At 50.5% G+C, this 20,130-nt stretch carries 20 protein-coding genes; 14 read left to right on the plus strand and 6 right to left on the minus strand.

Annotation, left to right across the window (positions count from 1 at the left end; all coding sequences use genetic code 11):
- Positions 1–69 precede the first annotated feature (69 nt).
- The 13 genes from urtB (at position 70) to ACFQ45_RS06955 (ending at position 13,892) form a co-directional block, all read left to right on the plus strand.
- Positions 70–1,665 (plus strand): urea ABC transporter permease subunit UrtB, encoded by a 1,596-nt coding sequence (urtB, locus tag ACFQ45_RS06895; protein ID WP_377366262.1) that lies wholly within the window; start codon positions 70–72, stop codon positions 1,663–1,665.
- Positions 1,662–2,795 carry an urea ABC transporter permease subunit UrtC gene (gene urtC, locus ACFQ45_RS06900; protein ID WP_377366263.1) on the plus strand — a complete coding sequence of 378 codons (1,134 nt, stop codon included), beginning with the start codon at positions 1,662–1,664 and terminating at the stop codon, positions 2,793–2,795. Before urtB ends, urtC begins: the two co-directional genes overlap by 4 nt.
- The gene (gene urtD / locus ACFQ45_RS06905) at positions 2,792–3,649 is read left to right on the plus strand and encodes an urea ABC transporter ATP-binding protein UrtD (protein WP_377366264.1); all 858 of its coding nucleotides are present in this window, start codon (positions 2,792–2,794) and stop codon (positions 3,647–3,649) included. Before urtC ends, urtD begins: the two co-directional genes overlap by 4 nt.
- A 2-nt stretch (positions 3,650–3,651) precedes the next feature.
- Complete coding sequence (gene urtE / locus ACFQ45_RS06910; protein WP_377366265.1) at positions 3,652–4,341, plus strand: urea ABC transporter ATP-binding subunit UrtE; 690 nt, start codon at positions 3,652–3,654, stop codon at positions 4,339–4,341.
- 36 nt (positions 4,342–4,377) lie between these two features.
- The gene (locus ACFQ45_RS06915) at positions 4,378–5,271 is read left to right on the plus strand and encodes an urease accessory protein UreD (protein ID WP_377366266.1); all 894 of its coding nucleotides are present in this window, start codon (positions 4,378–4,380) and stop codon (positions 5,269–5,271) included.
- 52 nt (positions 5,272–5,323) lie between these two features.
- Entirely contained in the window at positions 5,324–5,626 is a 303-nt protein-coding gene (locus ACFQ45_RS06920) for an urease subunit gamma (protein ID WP_055463059.1), read from the plus strand.
- 12 nt (positions 5,627–5,638) lie between these two features.
- Positions 5,639–5,959 carry an urease subunit beta gene (locus tag ACFQ45_RS06925; protein WP_377366267.1) on the plus strand — a complete coding sequence of 107 codons (321 nt, stop codon included), beginning with the start codon at positions 5,639–5,641 and terminating at the stop codon, positions 5,957–5,959.
- Positions 5,959–7,665, plus strand: coding sequence for an urease subunit alpha (ureC, locus tag ACFQ45_RS06930; protein ID WP_377366268.1), 1,707 nt, complete (start codon positions 5,959–5,961; stop codon positions 7,663–7,665). The genes ACFQ45_RS06925 and ureC overlap by 1 nt, the downstream gene beginning before the upstream one ends.
- A gap of 10 nt (positions 7,666–7,675) precedes the next feature.
- Entirely contained in the window at positions 7,676–8,119 is a 444-nt protein-coding gene (ureE, locus tag ACFQ45_RS06935) for an urease accessory protein UreE (protein WP_377366269.1), read from the plus strand.
- Positions 8,100–8,777: an urease accessory protein UreF gene (locus tag ACFQ45_RS06940; protein WP_377366270.1), complete on the plus strand. Its 678-nt coding sequence runs from the start codon at positions 8,100–8,102 to the stop codon at positions 8,775–8,777. The genes ureE and ACFQ45_RS06940 overlap by 20 nt, the downstream gene beginning before the upstream one ends.
- 34 nt (positions 8,778–8,811) lie before the next feature.
- On the plus strand, positions 8,812–9,459 hold the full coding sequence (gene ureG, locus ACFQ45_RS06945; RefSeq protein ID WP_377366271.1) for an urease accessory protein UreG: 648 nt from the start codon (positions 8,812–8,814) through the stop codon (positions 9,457–9,459).
- A 73-nt stretch (positions 9,460–9,532) separates the two neighbouring features.
- Positions 9,533–12,979 (plus strand): hybrid sensor histidine kinase/response regulator, encoded by a 3,447-nt coding sequence (locus ACFQ45_RS06950; protein WP_377366272.1) that lies wholly within the window; start codon positions 9,533–9,535, stop codon positions 12,977–12,979.
- Position 12,980: 1 nt separating this feature from the next.
- The gene (locus ACFQ45_RS06955) at positions 12,981–13,892 is read left to right on the plus strand and encodes a response regulator (protein ID WP_377366273.1); all 912 of its coding nucleotides are present in this window, start codon (positions 12,981–12,983) and stop codon (positions 13,890–13,892) included.
- A 26-nt stretch (positions 13,893–13,918) separates the two neighbouring features.
- Here the strand turns inward: ACFQ45_RS06955 and ACFQ45_RS06960 are convergent, their stop codons facing one another.
- The gene (locus tag ACFQ45_RS06960) at positions 13,919–15,031 is read right to left on the minus strand and encodes a heparin lyase I family protein (RefSeq protein WP_377366274.1); all 1,113 of its coding nucleotides are present in this window, start codon (positions 15,029–15,031) and stop codon (positions 13,919–13,921) included.
- A 134-nt stretch (positions 15,032–15,165) separates the two neighbouring features.
- On the opposite strand from ACFQ45_RS06960, the gene ACFQ45_RS06965 reads away from it, so the two are divergent.
- Complete coding sequence (locus tag ACFQ45_RS06965; RefSeq protein ID WP_377366275.1) at positions 15,166–15,501, plus strand: zinc ribbon domain-containing protein YjdM; 336 nt, start codon at positions 15,166–15,168, stop codon at positions 15,499–15,501.
- A gap of 61 nt (positions 15,502–15,562) precedes the next feature.
- Here the strand turns inward: ACFQ45_RS06965 and ACFQ45_RS06970 are convergent, their stop codons facing one another.
- The 5 genes from ACFQ45_RS06970 to ACFQ45_RS06990 all read right to left on the minus strand — a co-directional run bounded on the left by ACFQ45_RS06970 (position 15,563) and on the right by ACFQ45_RS06990 (position 20,118).
- Positions 15,563–16,048, minus strand: a complete 486-nt coding sequence (locus ACFQ45_RS06970) for a PH domain-containing protein (protein WP_377366276.1) — start codon at positions 16,046–16,048, stop codon at positions 15,563–15,565.
- Positions 16,049–16,417: 369 nt separating this feature from the next.
- The gene (gene arsJ, locus ACFQ45_RS06975; protein ID WP_377366277.1) at positions 16,418–17,632 is read right to left on the minus strand and encodes an organoarsenical effux MFS transporter ArsJ; all 1,215 of its coding nucleotides are present in this window, start codon (positions 17,630–17,632) and stop codon (positions 16,418–16,420) included.
- Between the two features lie 65 nt (positions 17,633–17,697).
- Positions 17,698–18,708, minus strand: coding sequence for an ArsJ-associated glyceraldehyde-3-phosphate dehydrogenase (locus ACFQ45_RS06980; RefSeq protein ID WP_377366278.1), 1,011 nt, complete (start codon positions 18,706–18,708; stop codon positions 17,698–17,700).
- A 24-nt stretch (positions 18,709–18,732) separates the two neighbouring features.
- Entirely contained in the window at positions 18,733–19,752 is a 1,020-nt protein-coding gene (arsB, locus tag ACFQ45_RS06985; RefSeq protein ID WP_377366279.1) for an ACR3 family arsenite efflux transporter, read from the minus strand.
- A 12-nt stretch (positions 19,753–19,764) separates the two neighbouring features.
- Positions 19,765–20,118: a metalloregulator ArsR/SmtB family transcription factor gene (locus ACFQ45_RS06990; RefSeq protein ID WP_377366280.1), complete on the minus strand. Its 354-nt coding sequence runs from the start codon at positions 20,116–20,118 to the stop codon at positions 19,765–19,767.
- Positions 20,119–20,130 lie beyond the last annotated feature (12 nt).

A 20,130-nucleotide genomic window follows, 5' to 3' on the forward strand; every position in this document is an offset into this window, starting at 1 on the left:
ACTTGGCTCCTTGAGATTCAAGGAGCCTTTTTTCGACTGCCTAAATTTGATCAATCCTGGAGAATGACCTTGAAAGTTCTTATCTCTCTGTTTCTCTTCTTAAGTGTGTTTTGCAACACCGCAGCGGCCCTGACGCCGACCACACAAGGCTTGTTGCAAGATCTAACCGAAGCCAAATTATCCAAAATGCCTGATATGGTCGAGCAGCTGGAGACCGCCGGTGGTGAAGAATTGCTGCCCGTGTTTCGCGCTTGGCTGGAAGGTGATCTTCATTATACCCGCGACCAAGGTCGATTAGTCGTGGAGGTGGAAGTCAAAGGCGAAGACACCTATCAAGATCCTTTTACGGCTGAAACGATTGCCACTTTGACCAGTCGTGATGTCAGAAAAATCAAAGTAAACAACAAGCTGCGAGGCCTATTACGAGGTGTGATCGCACGTATTCAGTTGACGTCTAAAGACGCTGGGGTGCGCGAAGGGGCAGTTCGCGCATTGCTCACCGAGTTAGATGATGACACCTTCGCAACCTTGGAATCGTTATACCCTGAGGAAACCAACAGCGATGTAAAAGACATGATGAGCACGGCGCTTTCCATGTACATCGCCCAGCAATCGGATAACTCTGTCAGCGTGCGTTTGGATGCCATTGAGCGTCTTGGGGACAGCCTAGAAAATGACGTGCGTAACGTCCTTGTTCGTTTGCAAAACGATCCGGCTCCCGCCATTGCCAGCGCCGCAGAAAAGGCCTTGGTCAGCATTAATCAGCAGGTAGAGCGCTACGCCTTGGTGGATCAGTTGTTCTTCGGTTTAAGCCTTGGCTCTGTGCTCTTGCTGGCGTCCATTGGCTTGGCGATCACCTTTGGTGTGATGGGCGTAATCAATATGGCCCACGGGGAGATGATCATGCTGGGGGCTTACACGACTTATGTGGTGCAGTTGTTGATGCCGAATTACATCGATTACTCCATTATCGTCGCGATCCCGGCGGCATTCTTGGTATCGGGCTTAATGGGCGTATTGATCGAGCGTCTTGTGATTTGTCGTTTGCATGGCCGCCCTTTGGAAACGCTACTGGCGACCTTTGGTATCAGTCTGATCTTACAACAGTTGGTGCGTACGATTTTCTCTCCCCTTAACCGTCAGGTTTCTGCACCAAGCTGGATGAGCGGCTCATGGGACATCAACCCAGTGCTGTCCCTCACCCTTAACCGTTTGTATATCTTGGCGTTTGCGCTCTTGGTATTCATCGCCTTGGTGCTCATTTTGAAGAAAAGCTCCTTGGGCCTAAATGTGCGTGCCGTGTCCCAAAACCGCAGCATGGCAAAAGCCATGGGGGTCAAAACCGAATGGGTCGATGCCATGACGTTTGGTCTTGGTTCTGGCATTGCTGGTATTGCCGGTGTGGCCTTGTCCCAGCTAACCAACGTAGGGCCAAACTTGGGCCAAGCCTACATCATTGATTCCTTCATGGTGGTGGTGTTCGGCGGTGTGGGCAATCTGCTTGGCACCTTGGTGGCAGCGTTCACTTTAGGTATCGCAACGAAATTCTTGGAACCCACCACTGGGGCTGTGTTGGCTGCGATCTTGGTGCTGGTGTTCATCATCCTATTTATTCAAAAACGTCCTAAAGGGCTGTTTCCACAAAAAGGGAGGGCAGCAGAATGAGCAAGGTGATCAAGTGGTTCTCAGAAGGTCGCTCATCAGGCAAGTACACCCTGCCATTCGTGATTCTATTGCTGGCGATTACTGTGTTGGCTTCGGGGGCAAACCTATTGCTGCCGCCGGATTCGCCTCTGTACGTCAGTACCTACAGCATTACCTTGTTGGGCAAGTATTTGTGCTACGCCATGCTGGCTCTTGCAGTGGACATCATCTGGGGCTACTGCGGCATCTTGAGTTTGGGCCACGGGGCGTTCTTTGCCTTGGGTGGTTACGCCATGGGTATGTACCTGATGCGCCAGATCGGTGACCGTGGTGTATATGGTCACCCGGTGTTGCCTGACTTCATGGTGTTCTTGGACTGGCAGGAGTTGCCTTGGTTTTGGCTGGGGATGGATCAGTTTTGGTTCGCCATGATCATGGCGGTGGTAGTGCCGGGGTTATTGGCCTTTGTGTTTGGCTGGTTGGCGTTCCGCTCCCGTGTGACTGGGGTGTATTTGTCGATCATGACTCAAGCCCTGACCTATGCGCTCTTGTTGGCCTTCTTCCGTAACGAAATGGGCTTTGGTGGCAATAATGGTCTGACGGATTTTAAAGAAATCATTGGCTTCGACTTGCAGGCAGACAGCACCCGTGTGTCCTTATTTGTGATCACGGCCTTGATGCTGGCCCTCATCTTGGTGGTCAGTCAGCGTATTCTTTCGTCCCGTTTGGGTAAGGTGACCTTGGCGGTTCGTGATGCCGAAGCACGTACTCGCTTTATCGGCTATCGCACGGAGCGCTACAAAGTATGGTTGTTTGTTTACTCCGCTGTGATTGCTGGGGTGGCTGGGGCGTTATACGTACCTCAGGTGGGCATCATTAACCCAGGTGAGTTCTCTCCGATCAACTCCATTGAAGTGGTGATTTGGGTAGCTGTTGGCGGTCGTGGCACCTTGATCGGCGCCATCGTTGGTGCCCTGTTAGTGAATTATGCGAAAACACGTTTTACCGCCATCATGCCAGACGGCTGGTTATTTGCACTGGGGGCTCTGTTTGTCTTGGTGACCTTGTTCCTACCAAAAGGTCTGGTCGGCTTGTACGGCCAGCTGAAGTCTAAACGTCGTCAACCCAGCGGTCAGGAGGTGCAATCATGAGTGCATTAGATCAATCCATTCAAGGCCTGCGAGAGACTTTTCGCCGTGACCAAGTGTGGCCATTTTTAGCGCCGGAGCAAGCCGCTAAGGTGGATGTCTCGAATCAGATGATTCTCTATGTGGAAGGCTTAAATCTGAGCTTCGACGGTTTTAAGGCTCTAAATGACCTGAACCTGTACGTAAAAGATGGGGAATTGCGTTGTTTGATCGGTGCCAATGGCGCCGGTAAAACCACCCTAATGGACGTGATTACAGGTAAAACCCAATGTGACTCAGGCACCGTCTATTTTGGTCAGACCCACAATCTACTGACCAAGGACGAAGCGGACATTGCCCAGTTGGGGATTGGACGTAAATTCCAAAAACCTACGGTGTTTGAAGAACAAACCGTGTTCGACAATTTAGAGTTGTCCCTGAAGACCGACAAGCGTGTGATTCAGACTTTGTTTGCCCGTTTATCTCCTAGTGAAATTGATCGGATTGATGAAGTGCTGAAGATAATTGGCCTTAAAGATCAACGCTTTATGAAGGCTGGTGCCTTGTCCCATGGACAAAAGCAATGGCTGGAGATTGGCATGCTCCTTGTATCAGATCCTAGGTTGTTATTGATCGACGAACCGGTGGCGGGCATGACGGCTCAGGAGACGGAACGCACCGCCGAGTTGCTCACGTCTTTGGCTGGGGAGCGCACCGTTATTGTGGTGGAGCATGATATGGAATTTGTTCGCAGCATTGCCCGCACAGTAACAGTATTGCACCAAGGTTCCGTCTTAGCAGAAGGCACCATGGATCAAATTCAAAACAACAAGGACGTCATCGAAGTGTACCTTGGCGAAGAAGCGGCGGAGGCTTAAACATGATTTCGATTAATAACGTCAGCCAGCTTTACGGCGGTACGCAAATTCTTTGGGATTTGAACTTAGATATAGTGCCGGGTTCCATTACCTGCATCATGGGGCGCAACGGAGTGGGTAAAACCACCCTGATGAAGGCTATTATGGGCCTGTTGCCAATCCAAAAAGGTGAGATCACCATGGGTGATGAAGCGCTCCATAAGCAAAGCGCCGAACGCCGCGCCTACGCAGGCATTGGCTATGTGCCCCAAGGTCGCGACATCTTCCCTATGCTGACGGTGGAAGAAAACCTACGTATTGGTTTGCCAGTGCGCAAAAGCAAAGAGATCCCGGAGAAAATTTTTGAGCTGTTTCCGGTACTGAAAGAAATGCTCCATCGTCGTGGCGGCGACTTATCGGGTGGTCAACAACAGCAGTTGGCCATTGGTCGCGCCCTTGTGTTAGAGCCTAAAGTACTGATCTTGGACGAGCCCAATGAAGGGATTCAACCGAATATCGTGAAGCAAATTGGGGACGTCATTTTGAAGCTCAACGAAGAGGAAGGCCTGACGGTTATCTTGATTGAGCAGAAGCTTGGCTTCGCCCGTCGTGTGGGGAAAGAGTTCCGCTTAATGGAAAAAGGTCGTATTGTGGCGGCTGACAAGATGGAAAATCTCAACGACGAGCTGATTAAACAATACCTTGCGGTGTAACCCCAAGGTATTGAATCCTGCAGACTAAGGAGTGACATGAGTCTAGTGAGTGAAGCTGTGACCCCAAAGGTCAGCGCTGACGAGCGCCCACCCCAAGGGAGCCAATGGCAAGCCTACCTAACCCTAGGTTTTACCAAAACGGCTCGGGGCACAGTATTAAAAACCTGCGATCACAAAGGTCCCTTATATGTGCAAAAGCCCTTCTATCCAGAAGGGCCAGATACCGCACACATCTATTTGCTTCATCCTCCGGGCGGTTTAGTGTCTGGGGATGAGCTGGTGATCGAATCAAACCAAGCCCCCGACACCCATGTATTAATCACCACCCCCGGAGCGGGGCGGGTCTACAAGGCTCGCCCCGATCGTACGTTACAGTGCCAAACGACCCGCCTGAACGTTCCCAAGGACGCCATCATGGAATGGCTCCCTCAAGAAACCATCCTCTACCCTGACGCCAATACCCGTTTACGTAACCAGATCGAATTATCCGCCAATGGCCGCTTTATCGGCTGGGAAATCACCTGCTTTGGGCTGCCAGCGAATCAGCTGGATTTTGGTGTTGGCCATGCTGACCAGAGTTTTCAGATTCGTGTGGATGGCCGTTTGCGATTGCGAGAGCGGTTGCGGGTGGATGCTCAGAGTCAGACCCTCATGGGTGGACAAGCCGGATTACAAGGGTGTCCTGTGAATGGCTTGATGTTGGCTGGGCCGTTTACTGCGTTTGATGACGATGCTTTAGAGCGTTTACGTCAGCTGTGCCGAGACGCAGACGGTGTATCAGGGGTGACCCTAGTAGATGAATTTGTCGTGGTGCGCAGCCTCAGCCATGACAGCGAAAAAATGAAACGACTGTTTACCCAGTGCTGGGGTGTGTTGCGCCCAGAACTGTTAGCAAAAGACGCCTGCGCCCCGCGTATTTGGGCCACTTGATTCTGCGTCTGAGACATTGATTAAACCTATTGCGACCTAAAAAGGTGACACCATGGAATTACTACCAAGAGAAAAAGATAAGCTGCTGGTTTTTACCGCGGCACTGTTGGCGGAGCGCCGTTTGAATCGAGGTTTGAAGCTGAACTACCCAGAAGCCATGGCCTACATCACCATGGAAATCATCGAAGGTGCTCGAGATGGCAAAACCGTAGCGGAGCTGATGGCCTTTGGTAAAACCTTGCTCAGTGCCGAGCAAGTCATGGACGGGGTGGCAGACTTGATCCACGAGGTTCAAGTGGAAGCGACCTTTCCTGACGGCACTAAGCTAGTCACCGTTCATAATCCGATCAACTAAGCAGGAGGCAACATGATTCCAGGAGAAATTCAGGTCGCTGACGGTGTGATCAATTTAAACGAAGGCCGCAAGACCCTCACATTACGAGTAGAAAACACCGGCGACCGTCCGGTGCAGATCGGCTCCCATTACCACTTTTACGAGGTTAACCCCGCGTTAGTATTTGAGCGAGAGCAAGCAAAAGGCTACCGCCTGAACATTGCCTCTGGCACCGCTGTACGCTTTGAGCCCGGCCAAGGTCGTGAGGTGGAGCTGGTGGAATACGCCGGTACAAAGACCATTTATGGCTTCCGTGGTGATGTCATGGGTCGCTTAACAGAGGGAGAAGGCTAATGGCAACGATGGACAGACACAGCTATGCACAGATGTTTGGCCCGACCACTGGTGACCGAGTGCGCTTGGGGGACACAGATCTTTGGATTCAAGTGGAGAAGGATTTCACCACCTACGGAGACGAAGTGAAATTCGGTGGCGGCAAGGTAATTCGTGATGGCATGGGGCAAAGTCAGCTCACCAACGACGTGGCCGTCGACCTAGTGATTACCAATGCCTTGGTGCTGGATCACTGGGGGATTGTTAAAGGGGATGTGGGCGTTAAGAATGGCCGCATTTTCAAAGTGGGCAAAGCCGGTAACCCAGACGTACAAGATAACGTGGACATCGTGGTAGGGCCGGGCACGGAAGTCATCGCCGGTGAAGGCTCGATTCTGACCGCGGGTGGCATCGATGCTCACATTCACTTTATCTGCCCACAGCAAATTGAAGAAGCCCTAACCTCAGGGGTCACCACCATGATTGGTGGCGGCACAGGGCCAGCCACAGGCACCAATGCAACCACTTGTACCTCTGGTCCTTGGTATCTGGGTAAGATGATGCAGGCCACCGACAGCATGCCTATGAACTTAGGCTTCCTAGGAAAGGGTAACGCCAGCCTGCCGGAAGCCTTGGAAGAGCAATTAGAAGCCGGGGCCTGTGGTTTAAAACTCCATGAAGACTGGGGCACCACACCAGCGTCCATCGACTGCTGTTTGTCCGTTGCGGAGAAATACGACGTTCAGGTGGCGATCCATACGGATACCCTAAACGAGTCGGGGTTTGTGGACAGCACCCTGAACGCCTTCAAAGATCGAGTGATCCACACTTACCATACTGAGGGTGCTGGCGGTGGTCACGCACCGGATATCATCCGTGCAGCGGGTCATCCAAACGTTTTACCATCGTCCACCAACCCAACCCGTCCTTACACTCACAACACGGTGGATGAGCATTTGGATATGTTGATGGTGTGTCACCACTTAGACAGCAATATCCCTGAAGACGTTGCCTTTGCGGATTCACGTATTCGTAAGGAAACCATCGCAGCAGAAGACATTTTCCACGATCGTGGTGCCTTCTCCATGATCTCATCAGATTCCCAAGCCATGGGGCGAGTGGGGGAAGTGGTGACCCGTACTTGGCAAACGGCCCATAAGATGAAGCAGCAATTTGGCCTACTGCCAGAAGATGTGACAATCGGTGCCGACAACTTCCGCGCTAAACGCTACATCGCCAAATACACCATCAACCCTGCCATCGCCCACGGGGTGAGCCATGAAATAGGCTCTATTGAGCCGGGCAAACTGGCGGATCTGGTTTTGTGGAAGCCTGCATTCTTCGCGGTGAAACCTTCCATGATCATCAAAGGTGGCATGATCGCCAGCGCTCCCATGGGTGACCCGAATGCTTCCATTCCTACGCCGCAACCTGTGCATTACCGTCCTATGTTTGGCTCCTTTGGTAAAGCCAGTGCCGCTACCTCTGTGACTTTTGTGTCAGAAGCCGCATTGAAAAATGGCATTAAGGAACAGCTGGGTTTGGATCGTACCTTGGTGGCCTGTAAAAACACCCGCAACATCAGTAAATCAGACATGGTGCACAACGCTTGGATGCCCAACATCACGGTAGACCCGCAAACCTATGAAGTGCGCGCCGATGGTGAATTACTGACCTGTGAGCCTGCCGAGCAGCTGCCTTTGGCTCAGTTGTATAACCTGTTTTAAGGAATTGGATATGTTGGACATTTATACTCGCCTTGGCACCCATTGCCACGATGAGGTGTACACCACAGTGGTTTTAGATCATGAACAACGGGAACGTGGACGTCTGAAGTTAACCGGCGAAAACGGCGAAGACATTCGTGTGTTTTTGGAGCGTGGTAAGCCTCTACTAGTAGGGGAATATCTACGCTCTGAGTGCGGTAAAACCATTCAAATCCTTGGTGCAACAGAAGACATCGCCCACGCTAGCTGTGACGATTGGACGACCTTTTCCAAAGCCTGTTATCACCTAGGCAACCGCCACACCAAGGTGGAAGTGGGAGAGCGTTGGTTGCGCATTAAACCAGACCACGTATTGGAAGAAATGCTGCACCTCCTTGGTCTAGTCGTCACCCATGAGCAGGGGGTATTTAATCCAGAATCAGGGGCCTATAGCCATGGTCATCACCACCACTAATCAGGCCATGCTGCGTATCATGCAGCTCAGTAGCGTGAGTTTGCCAGTGGGAGGTTATGCCTTTTCCCAAGGGATGGAATACGCCATAGAGACTGGCTGGGTGACCAAGCAACAACAGGTGGCGGATTGGACCGCCTTACAGTTAACCCAGTCCCTAGCTCGAGTGGATTTGCCTGTGTTGCGCTTGGCCATGGACGCCTGGGGCACTCAAGACGAAGGTCGCATCGTTGAATTAAACGATCTTGTGTTGGCCTGCCGTGAGACCAAGGAGCTGCGCCTAAATGACACCGCTATGGGAGAAGCCCTAGCACGTCTGTTACGAAGCTTGGAGATCCCCACGCCTTTTGTGCGATTGGAAGACATCAGTTTTGTTGTGTTATTTGCCATTGCGGCAAAACATTGGCAGATCGACTATGACACTGCTGCCTTAGGATTTGCTTGGTCTTGGCTAGAAAATCAAATTGCCGCAGCCACTAAGTTAGTGCCTCTTGGGCAAACTCAAGCGCAAAAACTATTAGGGAAGCTGCAACCCGTATTAATGGAGGCCATTACTCTGGCCGACCAGCTGGACGAGGACGACATTGGCGCAGGCTTACCTGCGGTGGCCATTGCCAGCTGCTTACATGAAACTCAATATTCGCGATTATTCCGTTCATAGAAGATCGCCTGACCCATACAAAGAGGAAGGAAACATGAGTAAACCAAAACAAACACTGCGCGTTGGCGTAGGTGGTCCAGTGGGATCAGGTAAAACGGCTTTGCTACGTTCCCTGTGTTCTGCCATGCGCGAGCATTACAACATCGCCGTGGTAACCAATGACATTTATACCCAAGAAGATGCTAAATTCTTAACCCGCCACGAAGCCTTAGAAGCTGATCGCATCATAGGGGTGGAGACCGGTGGTTGTCCCCATACGGCGATTCGTGAAGATGCCTCCATGAACCTAGCCGCCATTGATCAACTGTTAGAACGCCATGGTGAATTAGACGTGGTATTCGTGGAGTCAGGTGGTGATAATCTCAGTGCGACCTTTAGCCCAGAGCTGTCTGACCTAACCATCTATGTGATTGATGTGTCTGCTGGGGATAAGATTCCCCGTAAAGGTGGTCCGGGTATTACTAAATCCGACCTGCTGATCATCAACAAGATCGATTTGGCACCTTTAGTGGGGGCATCCTTAGAGGTCATGGACGAAGATGCGAAAGCCCAGCGTGGCCCCCGTCCCTTTGTGTTCTCTAACTTAAAAGCCGCCCAAGGACTGGATGACATCATTCAGTTCATTGTTTCCGAAGGCATGTTAGAAGCGAAAGAAATTCCGCCCGCTAAAGCGGTCGTATAAAGGCAACCTATCGATAGATAGGCCAATAAAATGCAGTGGGTAACCCTGTGTGCCCACTGTTCATTGAGGTGCTATGACAGCCGCGCAAAAGATTTTTAAAGTCCGGCGCCACTATAACAAGTGGGTGGCCGATCAAACCCTTGAAGACTATGCCCTACGCTATACGTCCAAGCAGGGGCATACCATGACCATCGAGCGAGTGGGGCACACGGCCCTAGGCGCGGCGGCATTTTTAGCGCTCGAAGGCTTGGCGGCGGTGATTACATTAGGATACGGCTTTACCAACGCGGTAGCGGCTATCCTGACGGTGCTGGCGGTGTTTTTCATTACTGGTTTTCCCATCGCATACCACTCTGCGAAACATGGCCTAGACATTGATCTGTTGACCCGTGGGGCGGGCTTTGGCTATCTGGGCTCCACCATCACGTCCCTGATTTACGCCACCTTCACCTTTATCTTTTTTGCCATCGAGGCGGCCATTTTGGCTTCGGCCTTGGAGGTGCTGCTGGGCATTCCATTACCCATTGGTTACGCCTTATCGGCTTTATTTGTGATTCCCATTGTGACCCATGGGATTCGGGCAATTAGCCGTTTTCAAAACGGCACTCAATGGATTTGGCTAGTGCTACAGTTTGCCGCCATCGGTGTGGTGGTGACTCAGGAATACCAAAATTTTTACGGCTGGACCGAGTACGTCCCAGCCCATTTGCCCCAAGATACGGGGTTCAATTGGGTGTTATTTGGCGCGGCGGCGTCGGTACTATTTGCCCTTATGGCACAAATCGGCGAACAAGTGGATTACCTACGCTTTTTCCCGAAGAAGACCCCAGAAAACCGTAAAAAGTGGTGGTTTTGGCTGATTCTTGCAGGACCCGGTTGGGTCTTTATGGGGGCCATCAAGATGCTGCTGGGGTCATTTTTGGCCTATTTGGCTATTTCAGAAGGGGCGACGGCGCTACAGGCCACGGACCCTACTTATTTGTATCAGCGCATTTTCCTATTTTTGACCACTTCCCCAGCCATTGCCTTGATGCTGGCGGCGGTGTTTGTGTTCATTTGTCAGATGAAAATCAATTTGACCAACGCCTACGCTGGCTCCATTGCTTGGTCGAATTTCTTCTCTCGCTTGACCCACTCCCATCCCGGCCGCGTGGTGTGGTTGGTGTTTAATGTCACCATTGCCCTGTTGTTAATGGAACTGGGTATTTACCAAGCCTTGGGCGCTATCTTGAGTGTGTTTGCCATCAGTGCGGTGAGTTGGTTGTCGAGCTTGTCAGCGGATTTATTGATTAATAAGCCTCTTGGTTTGAGCCCCAATTACGTGGAATTCAAGCGGGCGCACCTGTATGACATCAACCCTGTGGGCACTGGCTCCATGTTGATCGCTACCACCCTTGGTTTAATTAGTTATTTGGGGGTGTTTGGTGAGGTGGCGAAGAGTTTGTCGCACTTTATTTCCATTGCGGCCTGCTTTGTCTGCGTGCCCTTGATTGCTTGGATCACTAAGGGGAAATACTACATCGCTCGCCAAAGCCCAGAGCTGGTGCCCTTGCTGACCATTGAGCAAGCGCGACATCCTAATCGTCTGGTCACTTTAACCTGTGGCATTTGTGAGAACCCCTTTGAAGCAGAAGACATGAGCTTTTGTTCCGCCTATCAGCAGCCTATTTGTTCTCTTTGTTGCTCTTTGGATGTGCGTTGTCTTGATAGCTGTAAGCCTCAGGCGAGTATTAGCCAGCAGAGCGACTATTTCCTTAAGTTGTTTTTGCCTAAACGTACGGTGAAGGCACTCAGTTCAAGACTTGGTCGGTTCATTTCCCTGCTGGTCTCCATCAACATCATTAACGCCGCCTTGATGATGCTGATCTATCGTCAGATGGCGCCGGAAACCCCCAGTGAATCCCTGTTGCTACAAGAAGCCATGTGGGCGCTGTTTTTTACGTTGTTGATTGTGTCTGGAGTGTTGTCATGGTTATTTTTGTTGGCCCATGAAAGCCGAGTGGTGGCCCAAAAAGAATCCAATCGACAAACCCGTAAGCTAACTCGGGAGATCGAGGCCCATAAAGAAACCGATTTGGCGCTACAAAGTGCGAAGGAGCAAGCGGAACATGCCAACGAAGCCAAGAGCCGCTATCTCAGTGGGATTAGTCATGAGCTTCGAACGCCCCTGCAATCCATTATTGGTTATGCACAATTGCTGTCGGAAAAGGAAAATACCCCCTCCGGACATCAAAACGGGTTGGATATTATTCAGCGCAGTGGCATGTATTTGGCGGATTTGATCGAAGGGCTATTGGATATTTCTAAGATCGAAGCGGGACGCTTTGACCTGTATCGCAACACCGTGGATCTACCCAAGTTGATTGATCAGCTTAACAGCATGTTTGCCATGCAAGCCCGGGAAAAGGGGATCACCTTTCAAGCGAAAATCCTCGCGCCCTTGCCGAATCACGTGGTCACAGACGAAAAGAGATTACGGCAAATTCTGATCAATCTGCTGTCAAATGCGGTGAAATATACGCCAAAAGGCTCGGTTGTGTTTGAAGTGAACTATCGTAACCAGGTGGCGGAGTTTGTGATTCGGGATACTGGATTGGGTATCAAAGAGGAGCATCTGCAGCGCATTTTCGACCCCTTTGAGCGGGTACGTGACGTAAGCACCGCAAACCTACCGGGTACCGGATTAGGTTTGACCATAGTGAAGCTGTTGACGGACATCATGGGCGGGGATCTTCAAGCCCATTCTAAAGTGGGGGAAGGCAGTGAGTTCAAAGTCAGCTTGATGTTGCCGTGGCTCAGCCAGCCCACGTCCTTGCCGAGTGTGTCTAAGCGGATCGTCAGTTACCGAGGTTATCAACGTACCATCATGGTGGTAGACGATGATCCGGTGGTGCGAGGGCTGTTGTCGGATATCTTGGTGCCTTTAGGATTTAACGTCATTGAGGCAGCGGATGCGAACGCTTGCTTGGAAGAGCTTGCGACCTGCTCCCCTGATCTGTTCATCTTAGACGTGTCCATGCCTGGAATGGATGGTTTAACTCTCGCGAAGGTGTTGCGGGAGCGAAACTATGGGGCCCCAATCGTCATGCTGTCGGCGGATGCCCAAGAGAATCAGCGAGGGCCAGAAGAGGCTAATGCCTTTAACCAATACATTGTTAAACCAGTGAAAAACAGTGCTCTGTTGGATACATTACAGCATTGGTTGGCATTGGAATGGGTCTATCAAGAAACCGAAGCTGCCCATGGGGTGAGTTTGTTTGATCCGGCGGCCAGTGCCCCTGAACAAGAATCAGACAGCCCAGATCTGACGCCGATTCCAGACCATGAAAGTATCCGCGAACTGACAGCGTTTGCGCAAATGGGCTACAAAAAAGGTGTCCGTGGCGTGCTGGATCAAATCCGTGCACAGCATATAATCAGCGATGCTCATCTGGAACAGTTAGAATCCCTCTACAAAAGCTTCCAGTTCGACGGCATTGCCCAGTACTTACAACAACATTCGGCCTCTGACGGTAATTAACATGATGAATGGGACAACTCACAGCGACATCGTATTAGTGGTAGATGACTCCCCTGATGCCCTTAGCATGATTCATGATGCCTTAGAGTCCGCCAATATGGATGTTTTGGTGGCCTTGGAAGGTCGCCAAGCTTTGACCATTGCCAAGCGTATTCGTCCAGACATCATCTTGCTGGATGCCATCATGCCTAATATGGATGGCTTTGAGACTTGCCGTGCCTTGAAGGCGGATCCGAGCTTGTCCAGTATTCCAGTGATCTTTATGACCGGCCTGAGCGAAACCGATGACATTGTTCGTGGACTGGAAGCGGGGGGCGTGGACTATCTCACCAAACCCATTCAGCCTAATGAACTCATCGCTCGCATGCGGGTGCATTTGTCTAATGCCCGCTTGAGTAACAATGCCCAGTCTGCCTTAGACAGCATGGGACAATACTTGATGACCTTTAATGGACAAGGGGATGTTGCTTGGGCGACACCCCAAGCCTATGCACTCATGGCAAAGGCGCGGATTACGCCAGAGTGGCGTGAGTCAGAACTGGCATCGCAAGTACGCACCTGGCTTAATCACAGGCCTGAAGCTGGGCACAGCCTGACCCTGCAAGGCTTAGAATACCCCATTGCCCTAAAATTCATGGGCTTTACCGAGCAATCCGAAGCACTGGTGAAACTCGAAGACGGGGACAAACTGGCTGGAGCAGACCTGCTCAAATCCAAACTCACCCTGACAGAGCGTGAATCCCAAGTGCTCTACTGGATCGCCAATGGCAAAACCAACCGAGAGATTGGCGAAATCCTCGAAATGAGCCCACGCACCGTTAACAAGCACCTGGAACAAGTCTTCCCCAAACTCGGAGTGGAAAACCGCACCGCCGCCGCTGGCGTCGCCTTGAGAGTTCTAGTGGCGGAGTAGGTTTTACTTTAGTCCGACAGGACCGCTCACAAGGACGCGCAGTACTCTTCCGTTGTGCCTTGGAAATTCACTAGGTGTAGCAGGTCTTCTTTGTGGGCGTTCACCACCTCTGCTCCAAGTATTTGGCGTAGCTTGAAGTGTGAGACATATGAGTCAAAGTCCTTGAGTTCACGACCGAGCGTGCGAATATCATTTGAACTGGGCATTAACTCAGTGGTGTCATTCGCAATAAGCTGCTTTTCCAAGCATGAATAGCGCCAGTAAAGAATGGTTTCATCGCGTTTGTAAGTTGCTGGTGGTGACGGAGCTGGCAGCGTTGCTTCGTACTGTTCAATTGCTTCACAATCGAAGTATATGGCGGCTTTTGTACACTGGGGGGATGTGAAAACATCATCATAATAAACCACCTGGGTAGGTGTTTTTGCGCCTTCCCCAGCGTATTCTAAGTAGCGTGAAATAAATGACTGATAGATGCCAAATTTAAAGTAGGCTGCTCCCCCATCGCTATCGATGGTGCTGCCTGAATACTGGTATCTAGGTACAGTTTCTCCGTTGATGTAGATCCGAAAAAAACCTTGATAGTCCGCTCTAAAGTTAGCATGGACAAGAATGTCAGACCACTTTCCACGCATCTCCTCGTCTTGCATAACAGGCTTGTTTTCTGACGTGCCACCCCTTTGTTGCCTATCAATTCGGTAGCCAGCTTTTTGATTCTCCCATTTGTTGGAAACTTGAAACAAAAAAGGTGGATTTGGTCCACTTCGTTGATGAAATTGACCTAAGGTAACAGTAGATGGATAGAGACTTGGAAAATCCTCTGGGATATAGAGCGACCAGTTAAACCAAACATCTCCAGAGGTTCCCTTGGTTGTGAACTCGTGACGCTGACGGTCATTATCACAGTCGCTCCAAACGTCGTTACGGGCACAGTCCCCGTCACGTACTTCAAACCGGATGGAGCTGTTCCCAGTGCGAGTAGGATATCCTTCGTCACTGGTAACACTCATAACGCCCCAAGGTTGAAAGCCAATTGGCAGGCTTTTTTTATAAGTTAAATTAGTGTCGCTACCGGTCGTCGCGCAGCCAGAAATAGTCCCTGCGACTAAGCCGCTGAGCAATAGGGTATGTAGTTTGATCATGAGGGGCTCTTTTACGTTAGTTCCTTTAACAACAAATGTAAGCATATTTGCCGATAATCGCTAACAAAAAACGCTTCTCAAGGTGTTATAATACCCGCACATTTAATCTGGTTTTTATAAAAGGTTTTTAGAATATGAGTCTTCCGGCCTGTCCAAACTGTAGCTCTGAGTATGTTTACGAAGATCAATCCATGTTGATCTGCCCAGAGTGTGCCCATGAATGGAACCCAAATGAAGAAGTGGTTGATGAGGATGCGCTGATCCTAAAAGATGCAAATGGAAATTTGCTGGCGGAAGGGGACAAGGTCACATTGGCCAAAGATCTGAAAGTAAAAGGCTCTTCGCAAGTGCTTAAAGTGGGCACTAAAGCGACGATCAAGCGCTTTGTTGATGGCGACCATGACATCGATTGTAAGGTGGATGGCGCAGGTGACATGATGCTGAAATCAAAGTTCGTCAAAAAAGCCTAACGGTCTGTTTTATTTGATAAAAAGCCCCTTTTATGGGGGCTTTTTTTTGTCGATACCTTTTTTAAGCCTTCTTGTTTTGTTCCTTGGCGAAGGTAATGTGATCTTCCACGTCTTTCGGATGACAAACATAGGGTAGCTCAATATAACCACCCGGAGAGTAGAGCCGAATAGTGGCGTAGCCAAAAAGCCGGCCAAACGGTGTGGTGGTCTTTTCTTGATTCTCAGAGTGGATAAACTCCAACACATCTTCCGTCCTAGTGGCAAACCCTCGATGGGAGGCGACCCTGTTGTGGTGCATCTCGATTTTGACGGTGAACGGTTCTGCGATCTTATAGACATCTTTTAAGATATAGAGCGATGGTAATAGCAGCATACTGATTAAGATGTCTTGGCTATTGTCCGATGCGTCAGTTAACCATAAGAGATATTTAAACGATAAGTAGACAATACTTATCCCCGCTAACTGGATGATTAGCTCTAAAAGGGCTTCAATTGCCCGAGGAATCTTTGAGGTTTTAAGGTATTTTAAGTCGGTTTTACATTCCATTGTCATGAACCTTATTTAGTGGCGCTCGGGACCATAGGATGCTGTACGCACTCTTCCCATTGTTCTCATTGGTTGTCTGAAAACCATGATCTGTTGAAAGCGGCGAATGAGCGTCTATCGCGAGACGACAAGGTTAAGAAAGGGGTGAGAGCAGCTTGGCGCTGATGCCATCAAAACCTAGATGCCATCATTAGCCTGTTTTAAGAGTGACTCCCCTGATAGACATAGGCGAATCATACAAATCTTGCTCTGCTTCCCTGCGAACAAAAATTCTAGTTGGGATTAGTTGTTCATGACTTTTGAGTCCTCAGTTGATGGCGTCCTAGCCATTGATGAACTTAGAAACGGTTCATCTGGCGTATTTTTAACCTATTCCTTGGTTCTAGGCAACCTCACCGAAATCAATGCGGTTAAGCCGATAAAGCCAGCGGACACCCATAAGCACACGGCTAAGCCATATTCCTGATACAGCCAGCCGGACAATAGGGTGCCAATAAGGCGACCCATGGCATTGGCCATGTAGTAAAAGCCCACATCAAGAGAAACGCCATCTTGACCTGCATAGCTGACGATTAAGTAACTATGGAGTGAGGAGTTAATTGCGAAGACTGCTCCAAATGCCAGCAAACCAGCCAGTACGGCGAATTCTATTTGCCAGTTGAAGGTGAGTGCTAACGCAATGGCCGCGGGGATAATGCCTAGTACCAAGGCCCAGCGTAGGGCTTGTCGGCCATCAGGCACCTTGCCAGATGCTTTACCGGTAAAGCGCGGGGCAAAACCTTGAACGATACCATAGGCAATGACCCAAGCAGCGAGGAAGCCACCCACGTACCAGTGATCCCAGCCAAACGTACTGGCCAGAAATACGGGTAGAGCCACGACAAACCAAACATCCCGCGCGCCAAACAAAAATAGGCGTGCTGCAGAGAGGTAGTTCACCGCAGCACTTTTCGAGAAGATATCGCCAAATTTCGGTTTGTTTTTGGCTTTTCCAAGATCTTTTTTGAGAGATAGGAGACTTGCAATCCACACCAGGGTGAGAACGACGGCCATGCCAAGCACGGCACCTTTAAAGCCAAATAAGCTCAACAGTGCGCCACCAAGGAAGAAGCCTACGCCTTTTAGCGCATTTTTAGAGCCGGTTAACAGGGCAACCCATTTGTACAGTTGCCCTTGGGCATCTCCGGGAACCAACAGCTTGATAGAGCTTTTGGCACTCATCTTATTCAGGTCTTTGGCAATACCTGATAGGGCTTGGGCAGCCATAACCCAAGGTACGGTTAAGGCACTGGCGGGCACCAGCAACATGCTCAAGGCGAGGATTTGCAGAAACAGGCCAATGTTCATGGTGCGGTTTAACCCTAACCGCGCTCCGAGCCAGCCCCCTACGAGATTGGTTACCACGCCAAAGATTTCGTAAAACAAAAACAGCATGGCGATTTCCAGTGGGCTGTAGCCCAGTCCATGGAAATACAGCACCACCAGCATACGCAAGGCGCCATCGGTTAACGTGAAGGCCCAATAATTTCCTGTGACCACCATGTATTGGCGGATCGCTGGAGAAAGGTTGGCTAGTGTATCCATTACTCGTAGTGGCTCCAAGAGTGGCTCCCTCCCCTTAAGGAAACAAGGGGAGGGTTAGGGTGGGGTCAGCTGTGATCTAAACGACCAACCATACGCATTAGCTCAGCGGTGCGGTTGGCGTAGCCCCATTCGTTGTCGTACCAAGCGTACAGCTTCACCTGTGTGCCATTGATGACCATGGTAGACAGGGCGTCGATGATGCTGGAACGGGGGTCGGTTTTGTAATCCACGGACACCAGAGGACGCTCTTCGTAACCCAAGATATCCTTTAGTTCGTTCTCTGCTGCGTCTTTTAGGAAGCCGTTGACTTCTGCTTCTGTGGTCGGGCGGCTGACTTCAAAGACACAATCGGTTAACGACGCATTCGCTAATGGCACACGTACCGCATGACCGTTTAGCTTACCTTTCAGCTCAGGGAAGATATGAGTGATGGCAGTGGCGGAGCCCGTAGTGGTTGGGATCAAGCTAGCACCGCATGCGCGGGCGCGACGCAGATCTTTGTGGGGGGCATCCAAGATAGTTTGGGTATTGGTGATGTCATGGATAGTGGTCATGGACCCGTGTTGAATCCCCAGCTTTTCATGTATCACTTTTACCACAGGTGCTAAGCAGTTTGTGGTACAGGATGCAGCGGTCACGATGGGGTGATTAGCTGGATCGTACAGATCATGGTTAACCCCCATAACGACGTTGAGCACGCCTTCTTCTTTCACTGGGGCAGTCACCACCACACGCTTTACCCCTTGATCTAGGTAAGCTTGAAGCAGGGCTTTGGTTTTTATCTTGCCACTGGCTTCGATCACCACATCACAGCCAGACCAATCTGTTTCGCCAATGGCTTTGTTTTGTGTGCATGGAATACGCTGGCCATTGATGATCATCTCATTGCCCTCGGCAGTGGCTTCGTGGTGCCAACGGCCGTGAACAGAGTCGAATGTGATGAGATGAGCTAGGGTTCCCGCATCGCCTGCTGGGTCATTGATTTGGACAAATTCTATTTCGTCCCAGTCAAAGGCGGCGCGAAAAGAGAGGCGCCCCATACGACCGAACCCATTAATACCAACTTTAATTGTCATAATTTCTCGCCTTTTTTAACGATGTTATGAGTGAAACCAATGGCGAGTTCGGTTGGCAAACCACACCAAACTCAGCATAACCGGTACTTCCACTAGCACACCGACCACGGTGGCTAGAGCCGCACCAGAGTGCAAACCAAATAATGAAATAGCCACGGCGACGGCTAACTCAAAGAAGTTAGAGGTGCCGATCAAGCACGCTGGAGCCGCAATTTTGTGGGCCAAGCCTAGCTTTTTCGCCATGGCATAGGTGATGGCGAAGATCAGATAACTTTGGATCAGCAGCGGGATGGCAATTAATACCATGGCTTGAGGGTTATCAAGGATGGTGTCTGCTTGAAACCCAAACAACAAAGCTACCGTGCCCAATAAACCAATAATTGACCAAGGCTTAAGCTTAGCCAATAACTCATCTAGTCGGCTTAAATCCCCCGCACGATCTAAGGCTCGGCGGGTGATCGCACCCGTTATCAAGGGGATCACCACATACAAGACAACCGATAGTGTAAGGGTGCTCCATGGCACTGTGATGTCAGTCATGCCTAATAGGAAGCCCGCAATCGGAGCAAAGGCGAAAATCATAATGACGTCATTGATCGATACCTGTACCAAGGTGTAATTCGGGTCACCCTTGGTGAGCTGGCTCCAGACGAACACCATAGCGGTACAGGGGGCAACCCCTAATAAAATCATCCCAGCGATGTATTCAGTAGCGGTTTGCGGATCGACCCAATCGGCAAAAATTCCCTTAAAAAACAACCAGCCAAGCAGTGCCATGGTAAAAGGTTTGATCAACCAGTTAACCACCAAAGTGAGGACGATGCCCTTGGGCTTTTTACCCACATCCTTGATGGCTGAGAAATCCACTTGCACCATCATGGGGTAAATCATCAGCCAGATCAGCACGGCAATCACCAGATTCACATGGGCGTACTCAAGGCTGGCAATGACCATCAAAGGCTGTTCCGCAAACAGTCCTAGCCCCACACCAGCTAAGATCGCCAGAGCAATCCAAAGGCTTAAATAACGTTCAAATATTCCCATTAGAGGCTCCTATTAACCACAGCAGGATTGCATACGGGCAGGGCGGTCACCCATGCTGTGCAAGCGTGCGCGGTCATCTTCGGTGTATGACGGGTTTTCTACCGTACTGATTTGCAGCACCAGCTCTGCCCATTCTGGGAGAGACTCATTGATGCGGTAATACACCCACTGGCCTTGGCGGCGGTCGGTCAGCAAGCCGCACTGGCGTAACTGCGCCAGATGGCGAGAGATTTTAGGCTGGCTTTCTTGCAGAGCTTCTACTAGCTCGCAGACGCACAGCTCTTGCTCTAAAAAGATCAGCATAAGTGCCCGCAGGCGCGTGTCGTCAGCGAGGCATTTGTAAAAATTTATCGGATCTAGGGTCATGAATCGTTCGTA

Source organism: Rhodanobacter aciditrophus (assembly GCF_042679525.1).
Classification (GTDB): Bacteria; Pseudomonadota; Gammaproteobacteria; order Pseudomonadales; family Marinomonadaceae; genus Marinomonas; species Marinomonas aciditrophus.